At 51.5% G+C, this 17,659-nt stretch carries 19 protein-coding genes; 12 read left to right on the top strand and 7 right to left on the bottom strand.

Annotation, left to right across the window (positions count from 1 at the left end; translation table 11 throughout):
* Positions 1-122 precede the first annotated feature (122 nt).
* The 3 genes from KQJ18_RS00210 (at position 123) to rimL (ending at position 2,815) form a co-directional block, all read left to right on the top strand.
* Positions 123-1,778: a glucan biosynthesis protein gene (locus KQJ18_RS00210; RefSeq protein ID WP_038640767.1), complete on the top strand. Its 1,656-nt coding sequence runs from the start codon at positions 123-125 to the stop codon at positions 1,776-1,778.
* A gap of 166 nt (positions 1,779-1,944) precedes the next feature.
* The gene (locus KQJ18_RS00205; RefSeq protein ID WP_038640766.1) at positions 1,945-2,169 is read left to right on the top strand and encodes a YdcH family protein; all 225 of its coding nucleotides are present in this window, start codon (positions 1,945-1,947) and stop codon (positions 2,167-2,169) included.
* A gap of 100 nt (positions 2,170-2,269) precedes the next feature.
* Entirely contained in the window at positions 2,270-2,815 is a 546-nt protein-coding gene (gene rimL / locus KQJ18_RS00200) for a 50S ribosomal protein L7/L12-serine acetyltransferase (protein WP_199966912.1), read from the top strand.
* On the opposite strand, the gene ydcK is transcribed toward rimL, so the two are convergent.
* Complete coding sequence (gene ydcK / locus KQJ18_RS00195; protein WP_216421192.1) at positions 2,807-3,787, bottom strand: YdcK family protein; 981 nt, start codon at positions 3,785-3,787, stop codon at positions 2,807-2,809. The two genes, rimL and ydcK, sit on opposite strands and share 9 nt — an antisense overlap.
* Before the next feature lie 113 nt (positions 3,788-3,900).
* On the opposite strand from ydcK, the gene tehA reads away from it, so the two are divergent.
* The 3 genes from tehA to KQJ18_RS00180 all read left to right on the top strand — a co-directional run bounded on the left by tehA (position 3,901) and on the right by KQJ18_RS00180 (position 6,328).
* The gene (gene tehA, locus KQJ18_RS00190) at positions 3,901-4,902 is read left to right on the top strand and encodes a dicarboxylate transporter/tellurite-resistance protein TehA (protein WP_085048156.1); all 1,002 of its coding nucleotides are present in this window, start codon (positions 3,901-3,903) and stop codon (positions 4,900-4,902) included.
* Positions 4,902-5,498, top strand: coding sequence for a tellurite resistance methyltransferase TehB (gene tehB, locus KQJ18_RS00185; protein ID WP_160956186.1), 597 nt, complete (start codon positions 4,902-4,904; stop codon positions 5,496-5,498). Before tehA ends, tehB begins: the two co-directional genes overlap by 1 nt.
* A 155-nt stretch (positions 5,499-5,653) precedes the next feature.
* Positions 5,654-6,328 (top strand): DUF3313 domain-containing protein, encoded by a 675-nt coding sequence (locus tag KQJ18_RS00180; protein WP_038640757.1) that lies wholly within the window; start codon positions 5,654-5,656, stop codon positions 6,326-6,328.
* 38 nt (positions 6,329-6,366) lie between these two features.
* Here KQJ18_RS00180 and KQJ18_RS00175 read toward each other — a convergent pair whose 3' ends face one another.
* A complete protein-coding gene (locus KQJ18_RS00175) occupies positions 6,367-7,275 on the bottom strand; it encodes a DMT family transporter (RefSeq protein WP_216421190.1) in 909 nt (302 codons plus the stop codon).
* A gap of 185 nt (positions 7,276-7,460) precedes the next feature.
* On the opposite strand from KQJ18_RS00175, the gene KQJ18_RS00170 reads away from it, so the two are divergent.
* A complete protein-coding gene (locus KQJ18_RS00170) occupies positions 7,461-8,330 on the top strand; it encodes a helix-turn-helix domain-containing protein (protein ID WP_085048160.1) in 870 nt (289 codons plus the stop codon).
* On the opposite strand, the gene KQJ18_RS00165 is transcribed toward KQJ18_RS00170, so the two are convergent.
* Complete coding sequence (locus KQJ18_RS00165; protein ID WP_085048161.1) at positions 8,313-9,479, bottom strand: benzoate/H(+) symporter BenE family transporter; 1,167 nt, start codon at positions 9,477-9,479, stop codon at positions 8,313-8,315. The genes KQJ18_RS00170 and KQJ18_RS00165 overlap by 18 nt on opposite strands.
* A 105-nt stretch (positions 9,480-9,584) precedes the next feature.
* Here KQJ18_RS00165 and KQJ18_RS00160 point away from each other — a divergent pair, with 105 nt between their 5' ends.
* Both KQJ18_RS00160 and KQJ18_RS00155 read left to right on the top strand, forming a co-directional pair.
* Entirely contained in the window at positions 9,585-10,121 is a 537-nt protein-coding gene (locus KQJ18_RS00160; protein ID WP_216421188.1) for an XRE family transcriptional regulator, read from the top strand.
* A 79-nt stretch (positions 10,122-10,200) separates the two neighbouring features.
* Positions 10,201-12,162: a U32 family peptidase gene (locus tag KQJ18_RS00155; protein WP_110498016.1), complete on the top strand. Its 1,962-nt coding sequence runs from the start codon at positions 10,201-10,203 to the stop codon at positions 12,160-12,162.
* Here KQJ18_RS00155 and KQJ18_RS00150 read toward each other — a convergent pair.
* The 4 genes from KQJ18_RS00150 to KQJ18_RS00135 form a co-directional block, all read right to left on the bottom strand.
* Positions 12,159-12,389, bottom strand: coding sequence for a DUF2554 family protein (locus KQJ18_RS00150; protein WP_038640744.1), 231 nt, complete (start codon positions 12,387-12,389; stop codon positions 12,159-12,161). The two genes, KQJ18_RS00155 and KQJ18_RS00150, sit on opposite strands and share 4 nt — an antisense overlap.
* A gap of 189 nt (positions 12,390-12,578) precedes the next feature.
* On the bottom strand, positions 12,579-12,704 hold the full coding sequence (locus KQJ18_RS00145) for a DUF2474 domain-containing protein (protein ID WP_064507023.1): 126 nt from the start codon (positions 12,702-12,704) through the stop codon (positions 12,579-12,581).
* Entirely contained in the window at positions 12,704-13,714 is a 1,011-nt protein-coding gene (gene cydB / locus KQJ18_RS00140; RefSeq protein ID WP_199952054.1) for a cytochrome d ubiquinol oxidase subunit II, read from the bottom strand. Before cydB ends, KQJ18_RS00145 begins: the two co-directional genes overlap by 1 nt.
* Positions 13,714-15,117 (bottom strand): cytochrome ubiquinol oxidase subunit I, encoded by a 1,404-nt coding sequence (locus tag KQJ18_RS00135; RefSeq protein ID WP_085048164.1) that lies wholly within the window; start codon positions 15,115-15,117, stop codon positions 13,714-13,716. Before KQJ18_RS00135 ends, cydB begins: the two co-directional genes overlap by 1 nt.
* Positions 15,118-15,380: 263 nt before the next feature.
* Between KQJ18_RS00135 and KQJ18_RS00130 the strand changes: the two genes are divergently transcribed.
* The 3 genes from KQJ18_RS00130 (at position 15,381) to KQJ18_RS00120 (ending at position 17,522) form a co-directional block, all read left to right on the top strand.
* Positions 15,381-15,557 carry a type II toxin-antitoxin system HicA family toxin gene (locus KQJ18_RS00130; protein WP_137347305.1) on the top strand — a complete coding sequence of 59 codons (177 nt, stop codon included), beginning with the start codon at positions 15,381-15,383 and terminating at the stop codon, positions 15,555-15,557.
* 46 nt (positions 15,558-15,603) lie between these two features.
* A complete protein-coding gene (locus tag KQJ18_RS00125) occupies positions 15,604-16,020 on the top strand; it encodes a type II toxin-antitoxin system HicB family antitoxin (protein WP_087856629.1) in 417 nt (138 codons plus the stop codon).
* 92 nt (positions 16,021-16,112) lie between these two features.
* Positions 16,113-17,522 (top strand): PLP-dependent aminotransferase family protein, encoded by a 1,410-nt coding sequence (locus KQJ18_RS00120; RefSeq protein ID WP_069324935.1) that lies wholly within the window; start codon positions 16,113-16,115, stop codon positions 17,520-17,522.
* The last annotated feature ends 137 nt before the right edge of the window (positions 17,523-17,659 follow it).

Genomic DNA, 17,659 nt, shown 5'->3' with positions numbered 1-17,659 from the left:
ACCAACAATTGGATTATTAATGAATTTTGTCTAGAGTGAGCGGTCAGAAATGTGCACTCTCTTGCCGCAGATTTTGACCGGCGCGGGACCATTTACACGACCAGAAGGACTCACTTTCAGGCATGAATCGCAGACGATTTATTAAAGGTTCAATGGCAATGGCCGCCGTGTGCGGAACCAGTGGTATTGCATCACTCTTTTCCCGCGCCGCCTTTGCGGCAGAGTCTGACATTGCAGACGGAAAAACCGTACGTTTTGATTTTTCCGTTCTGCAATCGATGGCCCACGACTTAGCACAGAAACCCTGGGGCGGCGAGCCGCGTGCGTTACCCGACACGCTGGCGAAATTGACGCCGCAGGCCTACAACAGCATTCAATATGACGCAGAGCAGTCTCTGTGGAACAATGTTGAAAATCGTCAGCTTGATGCGCAGTTCTTCCATGTGGGAATGGGATTCCGCCGCCGGGTTCGCATGTTCTCGGTCGATGACAGTACGCATATGGCGCGTGAAATCCACTTCCGTCCGGAGTTGTTTAAATACAACGACGCGGGTGTGGATACCAAACAACTGGAAGGGCAAACCGACCTCGGGTTCGCGGGTTTCCGCGTATTTAAAGCGCCAGAACTGGCTCGTCGTGATGTGGTTTCTTTCCTCGGCGCCAGCTACTTCCGCGCTGTGGATGACACCTACCAGTACGGTTTATCGGCGCGTGGTCTGGCGGTAGATACCTATACCGACAGCAAAGAAGAGTTTCCTGATTTCACCGCTTTCTGGTTCGAAACGGTTAAACCGGGCGCGACCTCCTTTACCGTGTATGCGCTACTCGATAGCCCAAGCGTAACAGGTGCCTTTAAGTTCGTGATCCACTGCGAGAAAACGCAGGTGATCATGGATGTACAAAACCATATCTACGCGCGTAAAGACATCAAGCAACTCGGCATTGCGCCGATGACCAGCATGTTCAGTTGCGGCAACAATGAACGTCGGATGTGCGACACCATTCACCCGCAGATTCATGACTCCGATCGTCTGGCGATGTGGCGGGGCAACGGCGAGTGGATCTGCCGTCCGCTGAATAACCCGCAAAAACTGCAGTTCAATGCCTATACCGATAACAACCCGAAAGGGTTTGGTTTACTGCAGCTCGATCGCGACTTCTCTCATTACCAGGACATCATGGGCTGGTATAACAAGCGTCCGAGCCTGTGGGTCGAACCGCGTAACCAGTGGGGCAAGGGGACCATCGGCCTGATGGAGATCCCGACGACTGGCGAAACGCTGGATAACGTCGTCTGCTTCTGGCAGCCGGAGAAGTCGATTAAAGCCGGCGATGAGCTGGAATTTAAATATCGTCTGTACTGGAGCGCGCAGCCGCCGGTACGTTCGCCGTTGGCTCGCGTGATGGCGACCCGTACAGGCATGGGCGGCTTCCCGGAAGGATGGGCGCCGGGCGAGCACTACCCGGAGAAATGGGCGCGTCGTTTTGCCGTTGACTTCGTCGGTGGCGATCTGAAAGCCGCTGCGCCGAAAGGCATTGAGCCGGTGATAACGCTCTCCAGCGGTGAAGCAAAACAGATTGAGATCCTCTACGTGGAGCCTATCGACGGCTACCGTATCCAGTTTGACTGGTATCCGACGTCTGACTCAACCGACCCGGTAGATATGCGTATGTTCTTGCGTTGCCAGGGCGACGCCATCAGCGAAACCTGGCTGTATCAGTACTTCCCGCCAGCGCCGGATAAACGTCAGTACGTTGACGACCGTGAGATGCGTTAATCACTCCTTTTACGGCTCTCCTGAGGGGGAGCCGTATCTGCAATCTTTCTGAAAATAGTCTGTACGCTATTTACTCGATCCTGTTCGCATTTTTCTGTATGGGAAATGGGTACTCTGGAGCTGTGTATTTCTTATACACGTTCTTGTCCACTAACAGGGAGAAAGTATGTTTCCAGAATACAGAGACCTTATTTCCCGACTGAAAACCGAGAACCCTCGCTTTCTGTCCTTATTCGAAAAACACAACAGCCTTGATCATGAGATCTCCAGACTGGAAGGTGCGGATGGTCGGGGGTATAGTTTGGACATTGTTCGCCTTAAGAAACAGAAACTCCACCTGAAGGAAGATCTGCTCAAAATTTTGCAAAAAGAGAGTGTCGGTGAGAGCTAAGTAAAACAGCGCTTGCTGTGTAAAAGGGCTTCCAACAGGGAAGCCCTTCCTGTTTTATGATGAGCAGAATTAGCTGCTTAACGATCGTAACGGAAAGAAAATGCCAGAAGTGATAACCATTAATGATTCGCTGGAACTGCGTGCCGTCGAAGAACAACACGTCACCCCTCTGCATCAGTTGGTGCTGAAAAATAAAACCTGGCTCCAGCAGTCGCTGAACTGGCCGCAGTTTGTCGAATCCGAGGACGACACGCGCAAAAACGTGCAGGGAAATATGATGTTGCACCAGCGCGGCTACGCCAAAATGTTCCTGATTTTTGCACAACAGGATCTGGTGGGCGTCATCGCGTTTAACCAGATAGAGCCGCTGAACAAAGCGGCCTATATTGGTTACTGGCTGGATGAAGCTCATCAGGGTAAGGGCATTATGTCCCTGGCGCTACAGGCATTGATTCATCATTATGCGCAGCGCCAGGAAATTCGCCGCTTTGTGATTAAATGCCGCGTAGAAAACGTTGAGAGCAACCGGGTGGCATTGCGCAATGGCTTCCAACTGGAAGGATGTTTACGACAAGCAGAGTTCCTCAATGGCGATTACTATGATGTGAATCTCTATGCCCGCATCATTGATAGTCCCTCAGAATAAGCCTGCGATAGGTGTGCGCGTAATGCGCTGCTCACCATTGATCACCTTCGGCCCGCGCAGATGAATAGCATCGCCATCAAACGCTTCAATGTGCGCCTGGCCGGTTATCTCAATGTGATTCTCGACCAACACTTCTCCAAGAACGCAGGCGTGACCTTCAACCAGGATGTGATCGTCAAGCTGGATTGGTCCGCCGCGTAATGTAGCATGTCCCCCGACCAACACATGGTGCTTCAGCACGCAATTACCCTCGACTACCGCGTGTTCTGCCACCTGTGAGCTGTAGCGCAGGGTAGGAATAGCATCTTCATCGGTTCCGGCGATGACGCGCGCATGCCCGTAGACTTTGGCGCAATCGCAAATCCAGACATTATTCTCTTCATTACCTTCCACCTGGGCAAAATCAAAAACTTCCGCCCGATGTTCAATAAAGGCGTGGTTGATTTTCGCATCGCCATAGATCTGCGCCTGATGCACTACGCGTGAGTTGCTGATGGTCGCCCGATCGTAAATCTGCAACAACTGGTCGTTTTCAACAGTGAGTCCCCTGGCGGCAATGATTTCGGAGCCACATACAACGCGTGCATTACCCCAGAGAAGGCACTCGCCGCGAATAACCGAATCCTGTATCGTGACGTTGTCACGTATTTGTGCGTAATGGCTGATTTCTGCCCGGTCAATCCACACGGCATCGCCTATTTGCGCGCCATCTCTGACGACACTTGCCTGAGTAACCCGGGCGTTTCCGGTTATCGATGCGCCGGAAAATGCGAGCGCATTTACATCGTAAATCCAGCAATCACCGCGTTGCGACAAGACGCTTTCGTCATCAATCCAGCCGCCAGGCGTACCGGCGGTAACATCATTAAAATCAATGAGCGCAATGATTTGGCGTAGTAATACGCTTTTTTTATTGCCATTATCCTGGTAACTAAAGGAGCGAAGCTCATCGCTGAGTCGATATTTGGTCATTGCTCATTTCCATGTTGCGCACCTTAGTTAAACGTAGCAAAGTTTTCCGTACTGGCTAAACCCGCTGAAATTCCATAAAATGCATTTCAAATATACTTTAAAAAATAAACAAAATGAGTAAGAGCAAACAGAGTGAACGGGTCCTCAATCTTCCGGCCGGTTATTTTGGCATGGTTCTGGGTACTATCGGGATGGGATTCGCCTGGCGCTATGCCAGCCAGATTTGGCCGGTGAGCCACTGGATTGGCGACGGTTTAGTGATTCTCGCCATGGCCATTTGGGGGCTGCTGACGCTGGCTTTTATGTATCGCTTGCTGCACTTCCCGCACAGCGTACTGGCTGAAATTCGTCACCCGGTGATGAGTAGCTTTGTCAGTCTGTTTCCGGCCACAACCATGCTGGTAGCAATTGGCTTTGTTCCCTGGTATCGACCGCTGGCGATCGGGTTATTCAGCATTGGCGTGGTGATACAACTGGCGTACGCGGCCTGGCAAACGGCAGGATTATGGCGTGGAGCGCATCCAGAGGAAGCCACCACGCCGGGTCTGTATCTGCCGACCGTCGCCAATAACTTTATCAGCGCAATGGCCTGTGGTGCGCTTGGTTTCAATGATGCCGGAATGGTGTTTTTGGGGGCTGGCGTATTTTCCTGGCTCAGCCTGGAACCGGTGATCCTGCAACGTTTACGTAGCTGCGGGGAACTGCCAGCGGTCTTACGGACTTCGCTTGGCATTCAACTGGCGCCCGCACTGGTCGCTTGCAGCGCCTGGCTTAGCGTCAACGGCGGTGAGGGGGATACGTTAGCCAAAATGCTGTTCGGCTATGGTCTGCTGCAACTTCTGTTTATGCTACGTCTCATGCCATGGTATCTGTCGCAACCATTTAATGCCTCGTTCTGGAGCTTCTCGTTTGGCGTGTCGGCCCTGGCGACGACGGGCCTGCATCTGGGACACGGCAGCGAATCAGGATTTTTTCATACGCTGTCTATCCCTCTGTTTATTTTTACCAATTTTATCATTGCATTATTACTGATACGTACGCTTGCTTTGCTGCTGCAGGGAAAGCTGCTTATCCGCACAGAACGTGCTGCATTACTGAAATCTGAGGATAAATGATGACTCATTGCGACGAAAACTACTTTACTGAGAAATACGATTTAACCCGTACGCATTCCGATGTTGTTGAAGCGGCAAAAGTGGTCGCGCCAGGTAAAACATTAGATCTGGGCTGCGGTAATGGTCGTAACAGCCTGTACCTTGCGGCAAACGGCTATGACGTTACCGCATGGGATAAAAACCCCATGAGCATAGCGAACCTTGAACGTATTAAAGCGGCGGAAGGACTGACCAACCTGCATGCGCAAGTCGCGGATCTTAACGCCTTACGCTTTGATGGCGAATATGATTTTATTCTTTCTACCGTTGTGCTGATGTTCCTTGAGGCTAAAACTATCCCGGGACTGATAGATAATATGCAGCGCTGCACGAAGCCAGGCGGATATAATTTAATCGTTGCGGCAATGGACACTGATGATTTCCCGTGCACGGTTGGTTTTCCGTTTGCGTTTAAAACGGGTGAATTACGCAACTATTACAGCGGGTGGGATCTGCTGAAATACAACGAAGACGTGGGTGAACTTCATCGTACGGATGAAAATGGTAATCGCATTAAACTGCGCTTTGCCACTATGCTGGCACGCAAAACTGTCTGAACCTCCTGTCTGGGTTAACTCTCTCTGCGTTCAGCATTTTTTATGTTGAGCGCAAAGATAAAATTGTGCGGTCCTTACCATTTTTAGTGCATCCAAAATGAATCTGTTTTGCTATTCTTTTTAGGCATCATTGCGAAAACTAAAGGGATCGTTTCATGCGTACTCATACTTTATTTAAAGTTGCAGTGCTTACTGGCTTGTTGGCATTATCCGGCTGTGCGTCAAAAGTGACCGAACCGGATAAATATTCTGGGTTTTTAAAAAATTACTCTGATCTGAAGGAAACAAAATCGGCAACCGGACAAACGGTACTCCGTTGGGTTGACCCGAACTACAACGAATCCAAATATGACAACATTGTATATAACCCGGTAACGTATTATCCGGTTCCTAAACCTACTACGCAGGTAGGGCAGAAGGTTCTTGATCAACTACTAACCTATACCAATACACAGTTGAAATCCGCAATCAGTAAACGTAAACCCCTGGTGACTACCCCTGGGCCACGTAGCCTGATTTTCCGCGGGGCAATTACCGGTGTAGCGACCAGTAAAGAAGGGCTGCAGTTCTACGAAGTGATCCCGGTTGCGCTGCTGGTTGCGGGAACGCAAATGGCAACGGGCCACCGTACCATGGATACCAACCTCTACTTTGAGGGTGAGTTGATTGATGCGGCGACCAATAAACCGGTTGTTAAGGTTGTACGTAAGGGTGAAGGTAAAGATCTGAACAACGAAAGCACGCCGATGGCGTTCGAAACGTTGAAGAAAGTTGTTGATGACATGGCGACTGATGCTTCCATGTTTGACGTGAACAAAAAAACACAATAATAATGATGAACGCACCATCTAAGGATGGTGCGTTTTTTTTATGCCGTCCGGCGACGATATACGAGCTTACCCATCAGCGCTTCTGGTCGGGCAAACATCACCAGATTCCCCAGCAAAATCAATACTAATCCCACAATCGCATTTACCTGCCAGATATACCCTTCATACAATGTTGACAGCGTCAGTGCGACCAGAGGAAAAAGCAGCGTACTGTATGCGGCCTTACTGGGACCAATGCGACCGACCAGTGTGAAATAGGCGCCAAAGGCAATCACCGAACCAAAAATAGCCAGGTACAGCAGTGCGCTAAGATAGCTGAAAGTCCACTGCGGAGTGAAGTCATCGCCACGCACCAGCGCAATAGCGGCGATCAGCAATGTACCGTACAACATGGCCCAGCTATTGGTGGTCAATACTTCCAGCCCTTTTTTCTGATGGCGCAGGCTTATCATGTTGCCCAATGAAAAACCAAAGGTTCCCAGAGCGCTTAAGCCGATGCCCAGCAGAAGTGAATGGTTGAACCCACTGTTGAGTAAGTCCTGCCAGAACAGGGTGACAATGCCAGTCAGACCGAGACTGGCGGCAATATAAAAGCGCATCGGCGGTTTTTGACCGAAAAACAGAAAGCTATTGACCGCATTGAACAGGACGGCCATCGAGAAAATCACCGATTCAAGGCCCGTGTTAATCCACGCCGCAGCCGTATAAAAGCACCAAAAGTTAAAGCAAAAAACGCATCCGCCTTGTAACAGACAAAACAGATGGTCACGACCAGATAGTTTGCGTAATTTACCGCTAACCAACAGGATTATTATCATTACCGAGCTGGCAACGGCAAAGCGCCAAAAGATAGAAACCGGCGCTGAAACCGGTCCTTGTTGCAGATAAATGGCAATCCATGTCGTCCCCCAAATCACCACCACCAGGCAGTACAATAGCGCGTTCATACAACTCTCTCTTTTTGATCTTCAGGCGCACACTGTGTCACGTTGGGTAGCAGGGGGCTTTCATCAGATTGCGGTGGACTTGCAAAATCTTGCGCTTTTTTTCGCGCAAATGTGAAAAGGAAGCTGTTAACAATATGTAGCTGATATAGACTGAAAGCCTGCTAACTTATTTTGAATGTGATGGTATGTCTCAGCCCTACGGTGCCTTTGAAAACTTACGCAAACACAATGCCGTGCTGCACGAGTCGGTTGCGTTACATTCAGGGATCCAACTGGCGGCCTGGTCAAATAAGCGTGATACCATTACCCAGTATTGCGATCACCATACCCTCAGCTTATACATCGCCGATGGTTACGAGAGTTACCACAAGACGGCCGGCGGCTGGAAGAATGGCGGTGGGCCGGACCGTTTTTGCCTGATGCCGAAAGAGAGCGAATCCAGTTGGGATATTCGTGACGATCTTTCCTTTGTTCATCTCTATTGTACGGACGGCCATTTGCGCGAAGTGGGTGAAAAAGTCTGGGACAAAAGCCCTTATAGCTTCACGCTGGATGAGCATACGTTTGGCAGCGATCCGGGGATAACAGCGGTTTATCGTCAGTTTTTACTCGGGAATGACTGGCAACAACCGGCCAACCATCTCACGCTCAGCGCCGCGTCTTCGCTACTGCTCACGCATCTGATCCAGCATTACAGCAACGTCCAATGGCAGTTGCCCGTTGTCACCGGGGGACTTGCGCCTGCCACATTGCGCAATGTGCTGGCCTACATAGAAGCGCATCTGGCGTACCCCATTACCCTGAGCGATTTGGCAAGTGAGGCGGCGCTGAGTGAGTTCCATTTTGCCAGAATGTTTCGCCAGTCAATGAATATGGCGCCGCATCAGTACGTTATGCAACGACGTATGGTATTAGCCCAGCATCTGGTCTGTCATTCTTCCCGCAGTTTGTCGGATATTGCGATGGCTTGCGGGTTCAGTTCAGCGAGCCATTTCAGCAACCGGTTTAAGCAGGTGACGGGTAAAACGCCAACGCAGTTACGTGCGGCGAAATAAAGCAAACACCGCGTAGCACACACCTCCGGCGATCAGCCCCCAAAATGCAGACCCAACCCCCCATAGCGTCAGGCCACTGGCAGTGACCAGAAAAGTAATGATAGCCGCATCACGCTCGGATTCATGATGTAATGCCTGGTATAAGCTGCCGCTAATCGTGCCAAGCAGCGCCAGGCCCGCCAGCATTTGGATCCAGCTTACGGGCAAGGCCGCCATCAGTCCGGTGACCGAACCGCCAAAAACCCCAGCCAAAAGATAGAAGACACCCGCCGCCGCCGCGGCTAGCCAACGTCGCGTTGCATCAGGATGCGCTTCGGGACTTTGGCAAATTGCCGCGGTTATGGCGGCAATGCAAATGGAATAGACGCCAAAAGGGGAAAACAGCAGCGCCAGCAGACCGGTAAAGACAATCAACGGTGAAACGGGTAACGCATAGCCTGACGCCTTCATGGTGGCGATACCAGGAGCATTTTGTGAGGCCATGGTGACCAGAAACAGCGGCAGTGCGATGCTAATGCTGTGGGCAAATGAAAAATGCGGGGCGATAAACTCAGGTAACACTGGAGATAAACTTACCTCATTAGTGACAATGTCACCTTTTATCAGCGCGATGATTATACCTATCAGCATCGCGGCGATTGTCGCATACCGTGGGGCAATGACTTTAAATGCTAACCATGCCACCAGCATGCTACCGCATAAGATAAGCTCACTATTAAGGCTACTGAACGCCTGCAGGCCAAAGCGTAGCAGGATCCCGGCCAGCATGGCTGACGCCAGCGAGTGGGGGATTATTTTCATCAGTCGGGCAAAGAGTCCGGTTACGCCGCACAGCACAATTAAGGCGTTAGCCACGATGAAAATACCGATCGCGTCCTGAATCGTTACCCCTTGCAGGCCCGTAACCAGCAGTGCGGCGCCGGGCGTTGACCATGCAGTGAGAACAGGGGCGCGATACCATAATGTCAGCGCCAGCGTACTAACGCCCATCGCTATTCCCAGCGCGGTCATCCAACCCGCAATTTGCCCTGTCGTCGCACCTGCGGCCAGCGCCGCTTGCCAGATAATGGCTGCCGAACTGGCATAACCGACCAGCACCGCGACAAAACCTGATAGCACGGTAGGCAGAGGGATTGAAAATGTGCGCATAGCAACTCCGTGTGCGTTATAACGGTCAGCCACTGTAGCACTGTGCGTTATAGCGTACAAGTGCTAAGCTGTAGCCTTGAGAAGGAAGGGCGAAGGAGGAGAAACATGGATAACTTAACTCACTATCTGGCGACGACGCTCAGAACGCTGCGCCACCAGCGGGAATGGAGCCTCTCGCGTCTGGCGGAGGAAACCGGCGTGTCAAAAGCGATGCTGGGGCAGATTGAGCGCAATGAATCCAGCCCTACAGTGGCGACATTGTGGAAAATCGCCACCGGGCTGAATGTCCCATTTTCGACGTTTATTTCACCACCTGAGTCAGACGGCACGCCGTCTTTCGATCCCCAACACCAGGCGATGGTCGTCACGCCGCTGTTCCCATGGGATCCTCAGTTGTGTTTCGATCACTTTTCGATACTGCTGGCGCCCGGCGCGCTTAGTGAATCCACGCCACACGAAAGCGGTGTTATAGAGCACGTAGTGGTGATTAGTGGACTGCTGGATATGTGCATTGATGGTCTATGGCATACCATTAAAGCCGGTGAAGGTGTCCGTTTTGCCGGCGATACGGCCCATAGTTACCGTAACAGCGGTGAACAAACGGTTCACTTTCATTCGCTGATCCATTACCCGCGCAGTTGATCGGGAAAACTATTCCGAAATGCCGCGCTTGTGACTACAATAGCCGCCATTTTTACCGCTTGTGGATGGTAACAACTGTATGCGCCAGCAACCTCATCACCTTGAATTGTTAAGCCCGGCTCGGGATACCGCCATTGCGCGCGAAGCCATTCTGCACGGCGCAGACGCCGTTTACATTGGCGGACCGGGATTTGGCGCGCGTCATAACGCCAGCAACAGCCTGAAAGATATCGCCGAACTGGTGCCATTCGCTCATCGCTTCGGGGCGAAAATCTTTGTGACGCTGAATACGATTTTGCACGATGATGAACTGGAGCCCGCACAGCGATTAATTACCGATCTGTACCAGACCGGTGTTGATGCTCTGATTGTGCAGGATATGGGGATTCTGGAGCTGGATATTCCCCCCATTGAGCTGCATGCCAGCACGCAGTGTGATATTCGCAGCGTCGAGAAGGCGAAGTTTCTGTCTGATGTCGGATTTACCCAGATTGTCCTGGCGCGGGAACTGAGCCTTGAGCAAATTAACGCCATCCACCAGGCCACGGACGCGACCATTGAATTTTTCATTCACGGTGCGTTGTGCGTTGCCTATTCAGGTCAGTGTTATATTTCACATGCGCAAACCGGACGTAGCGCTAACCGCGGCGACTGTTCCCAGGCTTGCCGTCTGCCGTATACCCTGAAAGACGATCAGGGGCGCGTGGTGTCCTATGAAAAACACCTGCTGTCGATGAAAGATAACGATCAGACCGCCAACCTGGGCGCGTTGATTGATGCAGGCGTGCGCTCTTTCAAAATCGAAGGGCGCTACAAAGACATGAGCTATGTGAAGAATATTACCGCGCATTATCGTCAGATGCTCGACGCCATCATTGAAGAGCGCGGCGACCTTGCCCGTTCATCAGCCGGACGCACCGAACATTTCTTTACCCCCTCTACGGAAAAAACCTTCCATCGCGGTAGCACCGATTATTTTGTCAATGCGCGTAAGGGCGATATCGGCGCGTTTGACTCGCCAAAATTCATTGGTCTGCCGGTTGGTGAAGTCCTGAAGGTCGCGAAAGATCATCTGGATGTTGAGGTCACCGAGCCGCTGGCGAACGGCGATGGTCTGAACGTGTTAATCAAGCGTGAGGTGGTTGGTTTCCGTGCCAATACCGTTGAAAAAACGGGGCACAATCGATATCGGGTGTGGCCGAATGAAATGCCAGCCGATTTGCACAAAGTGCGTGCGCATCATCCGCTGAACCGTAATCTCGATCATAACTGGCAGCAGGCGTTAACCAAAACCTCCAGCGAACGTCGTATCGCGGTTGATATTGAACTGGGCGGCTGGCAGGAGCAGTTGATCCTGACGCTCACCAGTGAAGAGGGGGTGAGCATCACGCATACGCTGGACGGCCACTTTGACGAAGCGAACAATGCGGAAAAAGCGTTAAGCAACCTGCAGGATGGTCTGGCCAAACTTGGACAAACGCTTTATTACGCCCGCGATATTCAGGTTAATCTCCCGGGGGCGCTGTTTGTGCCAAACGGTCAACTCAATCAACTGCGACGTGAAGCTGTCGACATGCTGGATGCGGCGCGTTTGCAAAACTATCAGCGCGGCAGTCGCAAACCGGTGTCACAGCCGGCGCCGGTGTATCCACAAACGCATCTGAGCTTCCTGGCAAACGTCTACAACCATAAAGCGCGTGAGTTTTATCACCGTTATGGCGTTCAGTTGATTGATGCGGCCTATGAAGCGCATGAAGAAAAGGGCGATGTGCCGGTGATGATCACCAAACATTGTCTGCGTTTTGCATTTAACCTGTGTCCGAAACAGGCGAAAGGAAACATCAAGAGCTGGAAAGCGACACCGATGCAGTTGGTAAACGGCGATGAAGTTCTGACGCTGAAATTTGATTGCCGACCGTGCGAAATGCATGTAATCGGCAAGATGAAACATCATATTCTGAAAATGCCGTTGCCGGGCAGCATCGTCGCTTCCGTCAGTCCCGAAGAACTGATGAAAACATTGCCAAAGCGTAAACCTTAACCCTGGTGAGTATCAGGTTTGCGTGATTTTTGCCAGTAATGATGTTCGCGAAGATCGGCGGCGGATTCTTCCGCCGTCACGCGCAGTTCATCGCTGTCGGCGGTGTGCCGTAATACGTGATCGGCATCCTGCACCTGAAGATACTCATGTCCCTGATTGGTTGCGAGAAGTTGACCCGAAAAAAGCGCGCTGGCCAGCAATAACACCGTTAACCCTTTCTTAAACATCGTGAACCCTCTGGTACGTTAGCAGCGGAAGTGGCGATAATTTCGCCAGGTGACTATTCAATATTTTAATCGGGGAAATGGCAATCTCTGTTTTGCCAATGAGATGTTTTTTGCATTTTTGTTTGGTCAACGTTGGGATTTGTTACAACCGGGTAGTATTGCGCTGCCCGGTTGTTTTCAGGGAGGGAATCAGGACTTAAAGCCAGCAGCCGTCATCAGTAAACGAAAGAACATACCGACGGCGGCCAGGGCCAGTACGCTGCCGCCCCAGAGGATCACCAGCCACATCAGGCGTTTCCAGATTGATTGTTGCATCAATGATACCCCTCACCATGTTGAACTTTGCCGCGGAAAACGTAGTAGCTCCAGAAGGTATACACCAGGATTATCGGGATAATCAGTAGTGCGCCAACCAACATAAAGCCCTGACTTTGCGCAGGCGCTGCCGCCTGCCAGAGCGTAATGGATGGCGGAATGATATGCGGCCATATGCTGATCCCCAGACCGCTGAACCCAAGGAAGATCAATCCCAGCGTCAAAACAAAGGGCAGTGCATGGCTGTGCTGTTGGTCCAGCGAGCGCCACAACCACATGCTGAACAACACCACCAGCAGCGGAACCGGCATCAGGAACCACAGGTTAGGCAGGCTAAACCAGCGCTCGGCAATCGCACTGTGCGCCAGCGGCGTCCATAGGCTGATAATGGCGATAACAACCAGCATCGCCAGCAGCAGTTTTTTGGCCACACGGCGCATTTTATCCTGCAACGGATTTTCGCTTTTCATCACCAGCCATGTGGCCCCCAGCAGGGCGTAAGCCACGACCAGGCCAACACCGCAGAACAGCGTGAACGGGGTCAGCCAGTCGAAAGGGCCGCCGCTGTAGCTGCGTCCGGTGACAGAAAATCCGTTAAGTACTGCACCTACTACGATGCCCTGAGTGAATGTCGCCAGAATTGAACCGCCGAGAAAAGCTTTATCCCAGAATGGTCGATGTGCCGGCGTGGCATTGAAGCGAAACTCAAAAGCGACGCCGCGAAAAATCAGGCCGAGCAGCATCAGGGTGAGTGGGATCGTCAGCGCATCGACAATCACCGCATAGGCCAGGGGGAAAGCGCCGAATAGTCCGGCTCCGCCCAGTACCAGCCACGTTTCATTGCCGTCCCACACGGGGGCGACGCTATTCACCATCACATCACGGTCATCCGCATCCTGAATAGCAGGAAATAAAATGCCGATACCGAGATCGAAACCGTCCATCACGATATACATCAACGTGGCGAACACGATAATGACAAACCAGATAACTGATAAATCGATACCCATTAGCGGTGAGCCTCCGGTTGAGAATCGAGAACTGCAGCAGAAAGCGGTCGTGCAGGCGTGCCGGATGGCGGCGTTGACGGTTCATGTTCCTGTGGCCCTTTACGGATCAGGCGGATCATGTAGCTGTAACCGACGCCAAATACGGAGCTGTACACCACAAAGAATGACAGCAAGCTGATGCTCATATGTAAATCGCCATGCGCGGAAACTGCATCCGCAGTACGTTGCAGACCGTAGACCACCCACGGTTGACGGCCAACTTCAGTGGTTACCCAGCCAGCCAGAATAGCAATCAGACCGGAGGGCCCCATCCATAATGCAAAACGCAGGAAAGGACGTGAGGTGTATAGCCGCTGCTTGTAACGTAGCCGCAGGGCGATCGCGCCCAGCAGGATCATCAGCATGCCTAGCCCTGCCATAATGCGAAACGACCAGAACACCATGGTTGAATTGGGCCGGTCTTCTTTAGGAAACTCTTTCAGGGCCGGGACTTGTTTATCCAGACTGTGGGTCAGGATCAGACTGCCCAGCGCCGGGATTTCCAGTCCATAGCGGGTACGCTCCTGTTCCATATCCGGCCAGCCGAACAGCAATAGCGGAGTGGGTTCACCGGGCGGATTTTCCCAGTGTCCTTCAATCGCCGCAATTTTTGCCGGCTGGTGTTTCAGCGTATTCAAACCGTGCATATCACCAATCAATGCCTGGAGCGGGGCGACGATTAATGTCATCCACAGCGCCATCGAAAACATAGCGCGAATAGCTGGCGTATTATTTCCGCGCAGCAAATGCCACGCCGCAGAAGCGGCGACAAATAACGCGCTGCTGAGGAAGGCGGCAACGGACATATGCAGCAAACGATAAGGAAATGAAGGATTGAAAATAACAGCGAACCAGTCGACGGGAACAACCTGACCATTAACGATTTCGTAGCCTTGCGGCGTCTGCATCCAGCTGTTGGAGGCGAGGATCCAGAAGGTAGAAATAATGGTACCCAACGCAACCATACAGGTCGCGAAGAAGTGCAGGCCTGGCCCCACGCGATTCCAGCCGAACAGCATTACGCCCAGGAAACCCGCTTCGAGGAAAAAGGCGGTTAACACTTCATAGGTCAGCAGCGGTCCGGTGATGCTCCCGGCGAACTCGGAAAAACCACTCCAGTTGGTGCCGAATTGATAGGCCATCACCAGCCCGGAAACCACGCCCATACCAAAGTTTACGGCGAATATTTTCGACCAGAAATGATATAGCGAGCGCCAGGTGGGATTTTTCGTTTTTAGCCACAGCCCTTCGAGCACTGCCAGATAACTGGCGAGGCCGATGGTAATGGCCGGAAAGATAATGTGAAAGGATACCGTAAACGCGAACTGGATCCTCGCCAGGTGAAACGCGTCAAGACCGAACATGCTTAACTCCGCAGGCAAAATTGATTTGGCGCAATTCTAAGCCTGGGAAGCAATGGAGGGCAGAAACAGAACAGTTCTTTTTAACCATAACAGTTGTCGCTCTGTTATAGGTTGGCCTGGCTGATATGAAATCTGGAAGCTGGATTCCTGTTATTAAATAGCGTCCTCCCCACGCTAGTGATGTTGCGTTATTAATAGCAACACAATCAAAAAGTAAGCATAAATGTTTACTTTGTGTATATAATAGACGACAGGGAGGCGCAGTGAAGCAAAGTGAGTTCAGACGCTGGCTTGAATCTCAGGGAGTTAAAGTTACAAACGGCTCAAATCATCTGAAGTTGAGGTATCAGGGAAGGCGTAGCGTTATGCCCAGGCATCCTGGTGATGAGATAAAAGAGGCCCTGCGAAAAGCGATCCAAAAGCAGCCTGGCTTACAGTAATCATCATCTCTATAAGGCTGACTATATGAGAAATTTTGAGAAAATTATGCGTTATCCCGTTAATCTAATACCCGCCGTAGAAGGTGGGTTCATGGTGTCTTTTCCGGATATTCCTGAAGCATTAACTCAGGGAGAAACTCGCCATGATGCTTTGCAGGCTGCGCAGGCCGCATTGGTCACCGCTTTTGAATTCTATTTCGACGATAACGAACCGATTCCTTTGCCTTCAGCGGTTGTCGCTGGCGCTGACTATGTGGAAATACCACTGAGCGTTGCGTCTAAGGTTCTGTTGTTAAATGCCTTCCTTGAATCGAATATTACCCAGCAGGAGTTGGCAAACAGGATCGGCAGGCCTAAGCAGGAAATCACCCGTTTATTCGATTTAAAGCACGCGACAAAAATTGATGCTGTGCAGATAGCTGCCCGCGCTTTAGGAAAAGAACTGTCGGTAACGATGTTGTAAAACTGTTAACTATAACAGTTATAAAAAATGTCTTGATTATGTAAACTGATATATATAGTGGTTGTCACCAACACCGGTAATCAGGACGAAAGATGAAAAAGTACCAGCGACTGGCAGAGCAAATTCGCGATCAAATCGCGTCTGGCGTATGGCAACCCGGCGATCGTCTGCCTTCATTGCGTGAGCAGGTGGTCAGTAGCGGGATGAGTTTTATGACCGTTGGCCACGCATATCAGTTGTTGGAAAGCCAGGGGCGGATTATTGCCCGCCCCCAGTCGGGTTATTATGTTGCCGCGCGCCCTGAACGTCATTCTGCAGCACCTCAGGTGCAGGTGATGCGCGACGAAGCGGTGGATATCAACACCTACATTTTTGATATGCTGCAGGCCAGCCGGGATGCGTCAGTAATGCCATTTGCCTCTGCATTCCCTGACCCGCGTCTGTTTCCCCTTCAGCAGTTAAACCGCTCGCTGGCGCAGGTGAGTAAAACGGCCACGGCTATGAGCGTGATTGAAAACCTGCCGCCGGGGAATCATGAATTGCGCCATGCCATTGCCCGTCGCTATGCCCAACAGGGAATGACCATTTCACCTGACGAAATTGTGATCACCACCGGTGCGCTTGAAGCTCTCAACCTGAGTCTGCAGGCGGTCACTGAACCGGGGGACTGGGTGATTGTCGAAAACCCCTGTTTTTATGGCGCATTGCAGGCACTGGAGCGATTACGTCTGAAGGCGCTGTCTGTTGCCACTGATGTCAAAGAGGGGATCGATCTGGCCGCGCTGGAGCAGGCGTTGCAGGAGTATCCGGTAAAAGCGTGCTGGTTGATGACCAACAGCCAAAATCCGCTGGGGTTTACGCTCAGCGCAGAGAAAAAAGCGCATCTGGTTGCATTACTGGAGAAATATCATGTGATGCTGATTGAAGATGATGTTTATAGCGAACTTTACTTTGGCCGGGAAAAACCGCTCCCCGCTAAAGCCTGGGATCGCAGCGATAGCGTTCTGCATTGCTCATCATTCTCAAAATGCCTGGTGCCCGGATTTCGCATTGGCTGGGTGGCGGCGGGGAAACATGCCCGGCGCATTCAGCGACTCCAGCTAATGAGCACCTTATCCACCAGTTCTCCCATGCAGCTTGCACTCGTCGACTATCTGTCAACACGACGCTATGACGCGCATTTGCGTCGTTTACGCCGTCAGCTTGCGGAACGCAAACAGCAGGCCTGGCAAACGCTACTGCGCCATCTTCCGGCGGAGGTCAAAATTCACCACAACGACAGCGGCTATTTTCTGTGGCTCGAACTGCCGGAACCGCTGGATGCGGGAGAGCTCAGTACGCAAGCGCTGGCGCACCACATCAGCATTGCGCCGGGAAAAATGTTCTCAACCTCGGGAAGCTGGACACGTTTCTTTCGCTTTAATACCGCATGGCACTGGGGGGAACGCGAGGAACTGGCGGTGAAACAGCTTGGAAAATTAATTCGCGACATGATGAAATAAAATGTAACGCGCTATTCAATATAAAAGAATAGTGCGTTCTTATTTTCGAAATAGAGAATACCGAACCCTGATGTTATTTATATCGGGTGCTACCATACAAAAAATCAATAGTTCTAACTATTGCCACCTTTGCAGCT

It is taken from the genome of Citrobacter sp. S55_ASV_140, from assembly GCF_018919505.1.
Classification (GTDB): Bacteria; Pseudomonadota; Gammaproteobacteria; order Enterobacterales; family Enterobacteriaceae; genus Citrobacter; species Citrobacter werkmanii.
The sequence above is the reverse complement of the archived record's forward strand: the minus strand, read 5'-3'. Positions and strand labels throughout refer to the sequence as shown.

Excerpts from the sequence above, each read along its gene's own strand:
- KQJ18_RS00210 (WP_038640767.1), top strand. The coding sequence starts at position 123 with ATGAATCGCAGACGATTTATTAAAGGTTCAATGGCAATGGCCGCCGTG.
- KQJ18_RS00205 (WP_038640766.1), top strand. The coding sequence starts at position 1,945 with ATGTTTCCAGAATACAGAGACCTTATTTCCCGACTGAAAACCGAGAAC.
- rimL (WP_199966912.1), top strand. The coding sequence starts at position 2,270 with ATGCCAGAAGTGATAACCATTAATGATTCGCTGGAACTGCGTGCCGTC.
- ydcK (WP_216421192.1), bottom strand. The coding sequence starts at position 3,787 with ATGACCAAATATCGACTCAGCGATGAGCTTCGCTCCTTTAGTTACCAG.
- tehA (WP_085048156.1), top strand. The coding sequence starts at position 3,901 with ATGAGTAAGAGCAAACAGAGTGAACGGGTCCTCAATCTTCCGGCCGGT.
- tehB (WP_160956186.1), top strand. The coding sequence starts at position 4,902 with ATGACTCATTGCGACGAAAACTACTTTACTGAGAAATACGATTTAACC.
- KQJ18_RS00180 (WP_038640757.1), top strand. The coding sequence starts at position 5,654 with ATGCGTACTCATACTTTATTTAAAGTTGCAGTGCTTACTGGCTTGTTG.
- KQJ18_RS00175 (WP_216421190.1), bottom strand. The coding sequence starts at position 7,275 with ATGAACGCGCTATTGTACTGCCTGGTGGTGGTGATTTGGGGGACGACA.
- KQJ18_RS00170 (WP_085048160.1), top strand. The coding sequence starts at position 7,461 with ATGTCTCAGCCCTACGGTGCCTTTGAAAACTTACGCAAACACAATGCC.
- KQJ18_RS00165 (WP_085048161.1), bottom strand. The coding sequence starts at position 9,479 with ATGCGCACATTTTCAATCCCTCTGCCTACCGTGCTATCAGGTTTTGTC.
- KQJ18_RS00160 (WP_216421188.1), top strand. The coding sequence starts at position 9,585 with ATGGATAACTTAACTCACTATCTGGCGACGACGCTCAGAACGCTGCGC.
- KQJ18_RS00155 (WP_110498016.1), top strand. The coding sequence starts at position 10,201 with ATGCGCCAGCAACCTCATCACCTTGAATTGTTAAGCCCGGCTCGGGAT.
- KQJ18_RS00150 (WP_038640744.1), bottom strand. The coding sequence starts at position 12,389 with ATGTTTAAGAAAGGGTTAACGGTGTTATTGCTGGCCAGCGCGCTTTTT.
- KQJ18_RS00145 (WP_064507023.1), bottom strand. The coding sequence starts at position 12,704 with ATGCAACAATCAATCTGGAAACGCCTGATGTGGCTGGTGATCCTCTGG.
- cydB (WP_199952054.1), bottom strand. The coding sequence starts at position 13,714 with ATGGGTATCGATTTATCAGTTATCTGGTTTGTCATTATCGTGTTCGCC.
- KQJ18_RS00135 (WP_085048164.1), bottom strand. The coding sequence starts at position 15,117 with ATGTTCGGTCTTGACGCGTTTCACCTGGCGAGGATCCAGTTCGCGTTT.
- KQJ18_RS00125 (WP_087856629.1), top strand. The coding sequence starts at position 15,604 with ATGCGTTATCCCGTTAATCTAATACCCGCCGTAGAAGGTGGGTTCATG.
- KQJ18_RS00120 (WP_069324935.1), top strand. The coding sequence starts at position 16,113 with ATGAAAAAGTACCAGCGACTGGCAGAGCAAATTCGCGATCAAATCGCG.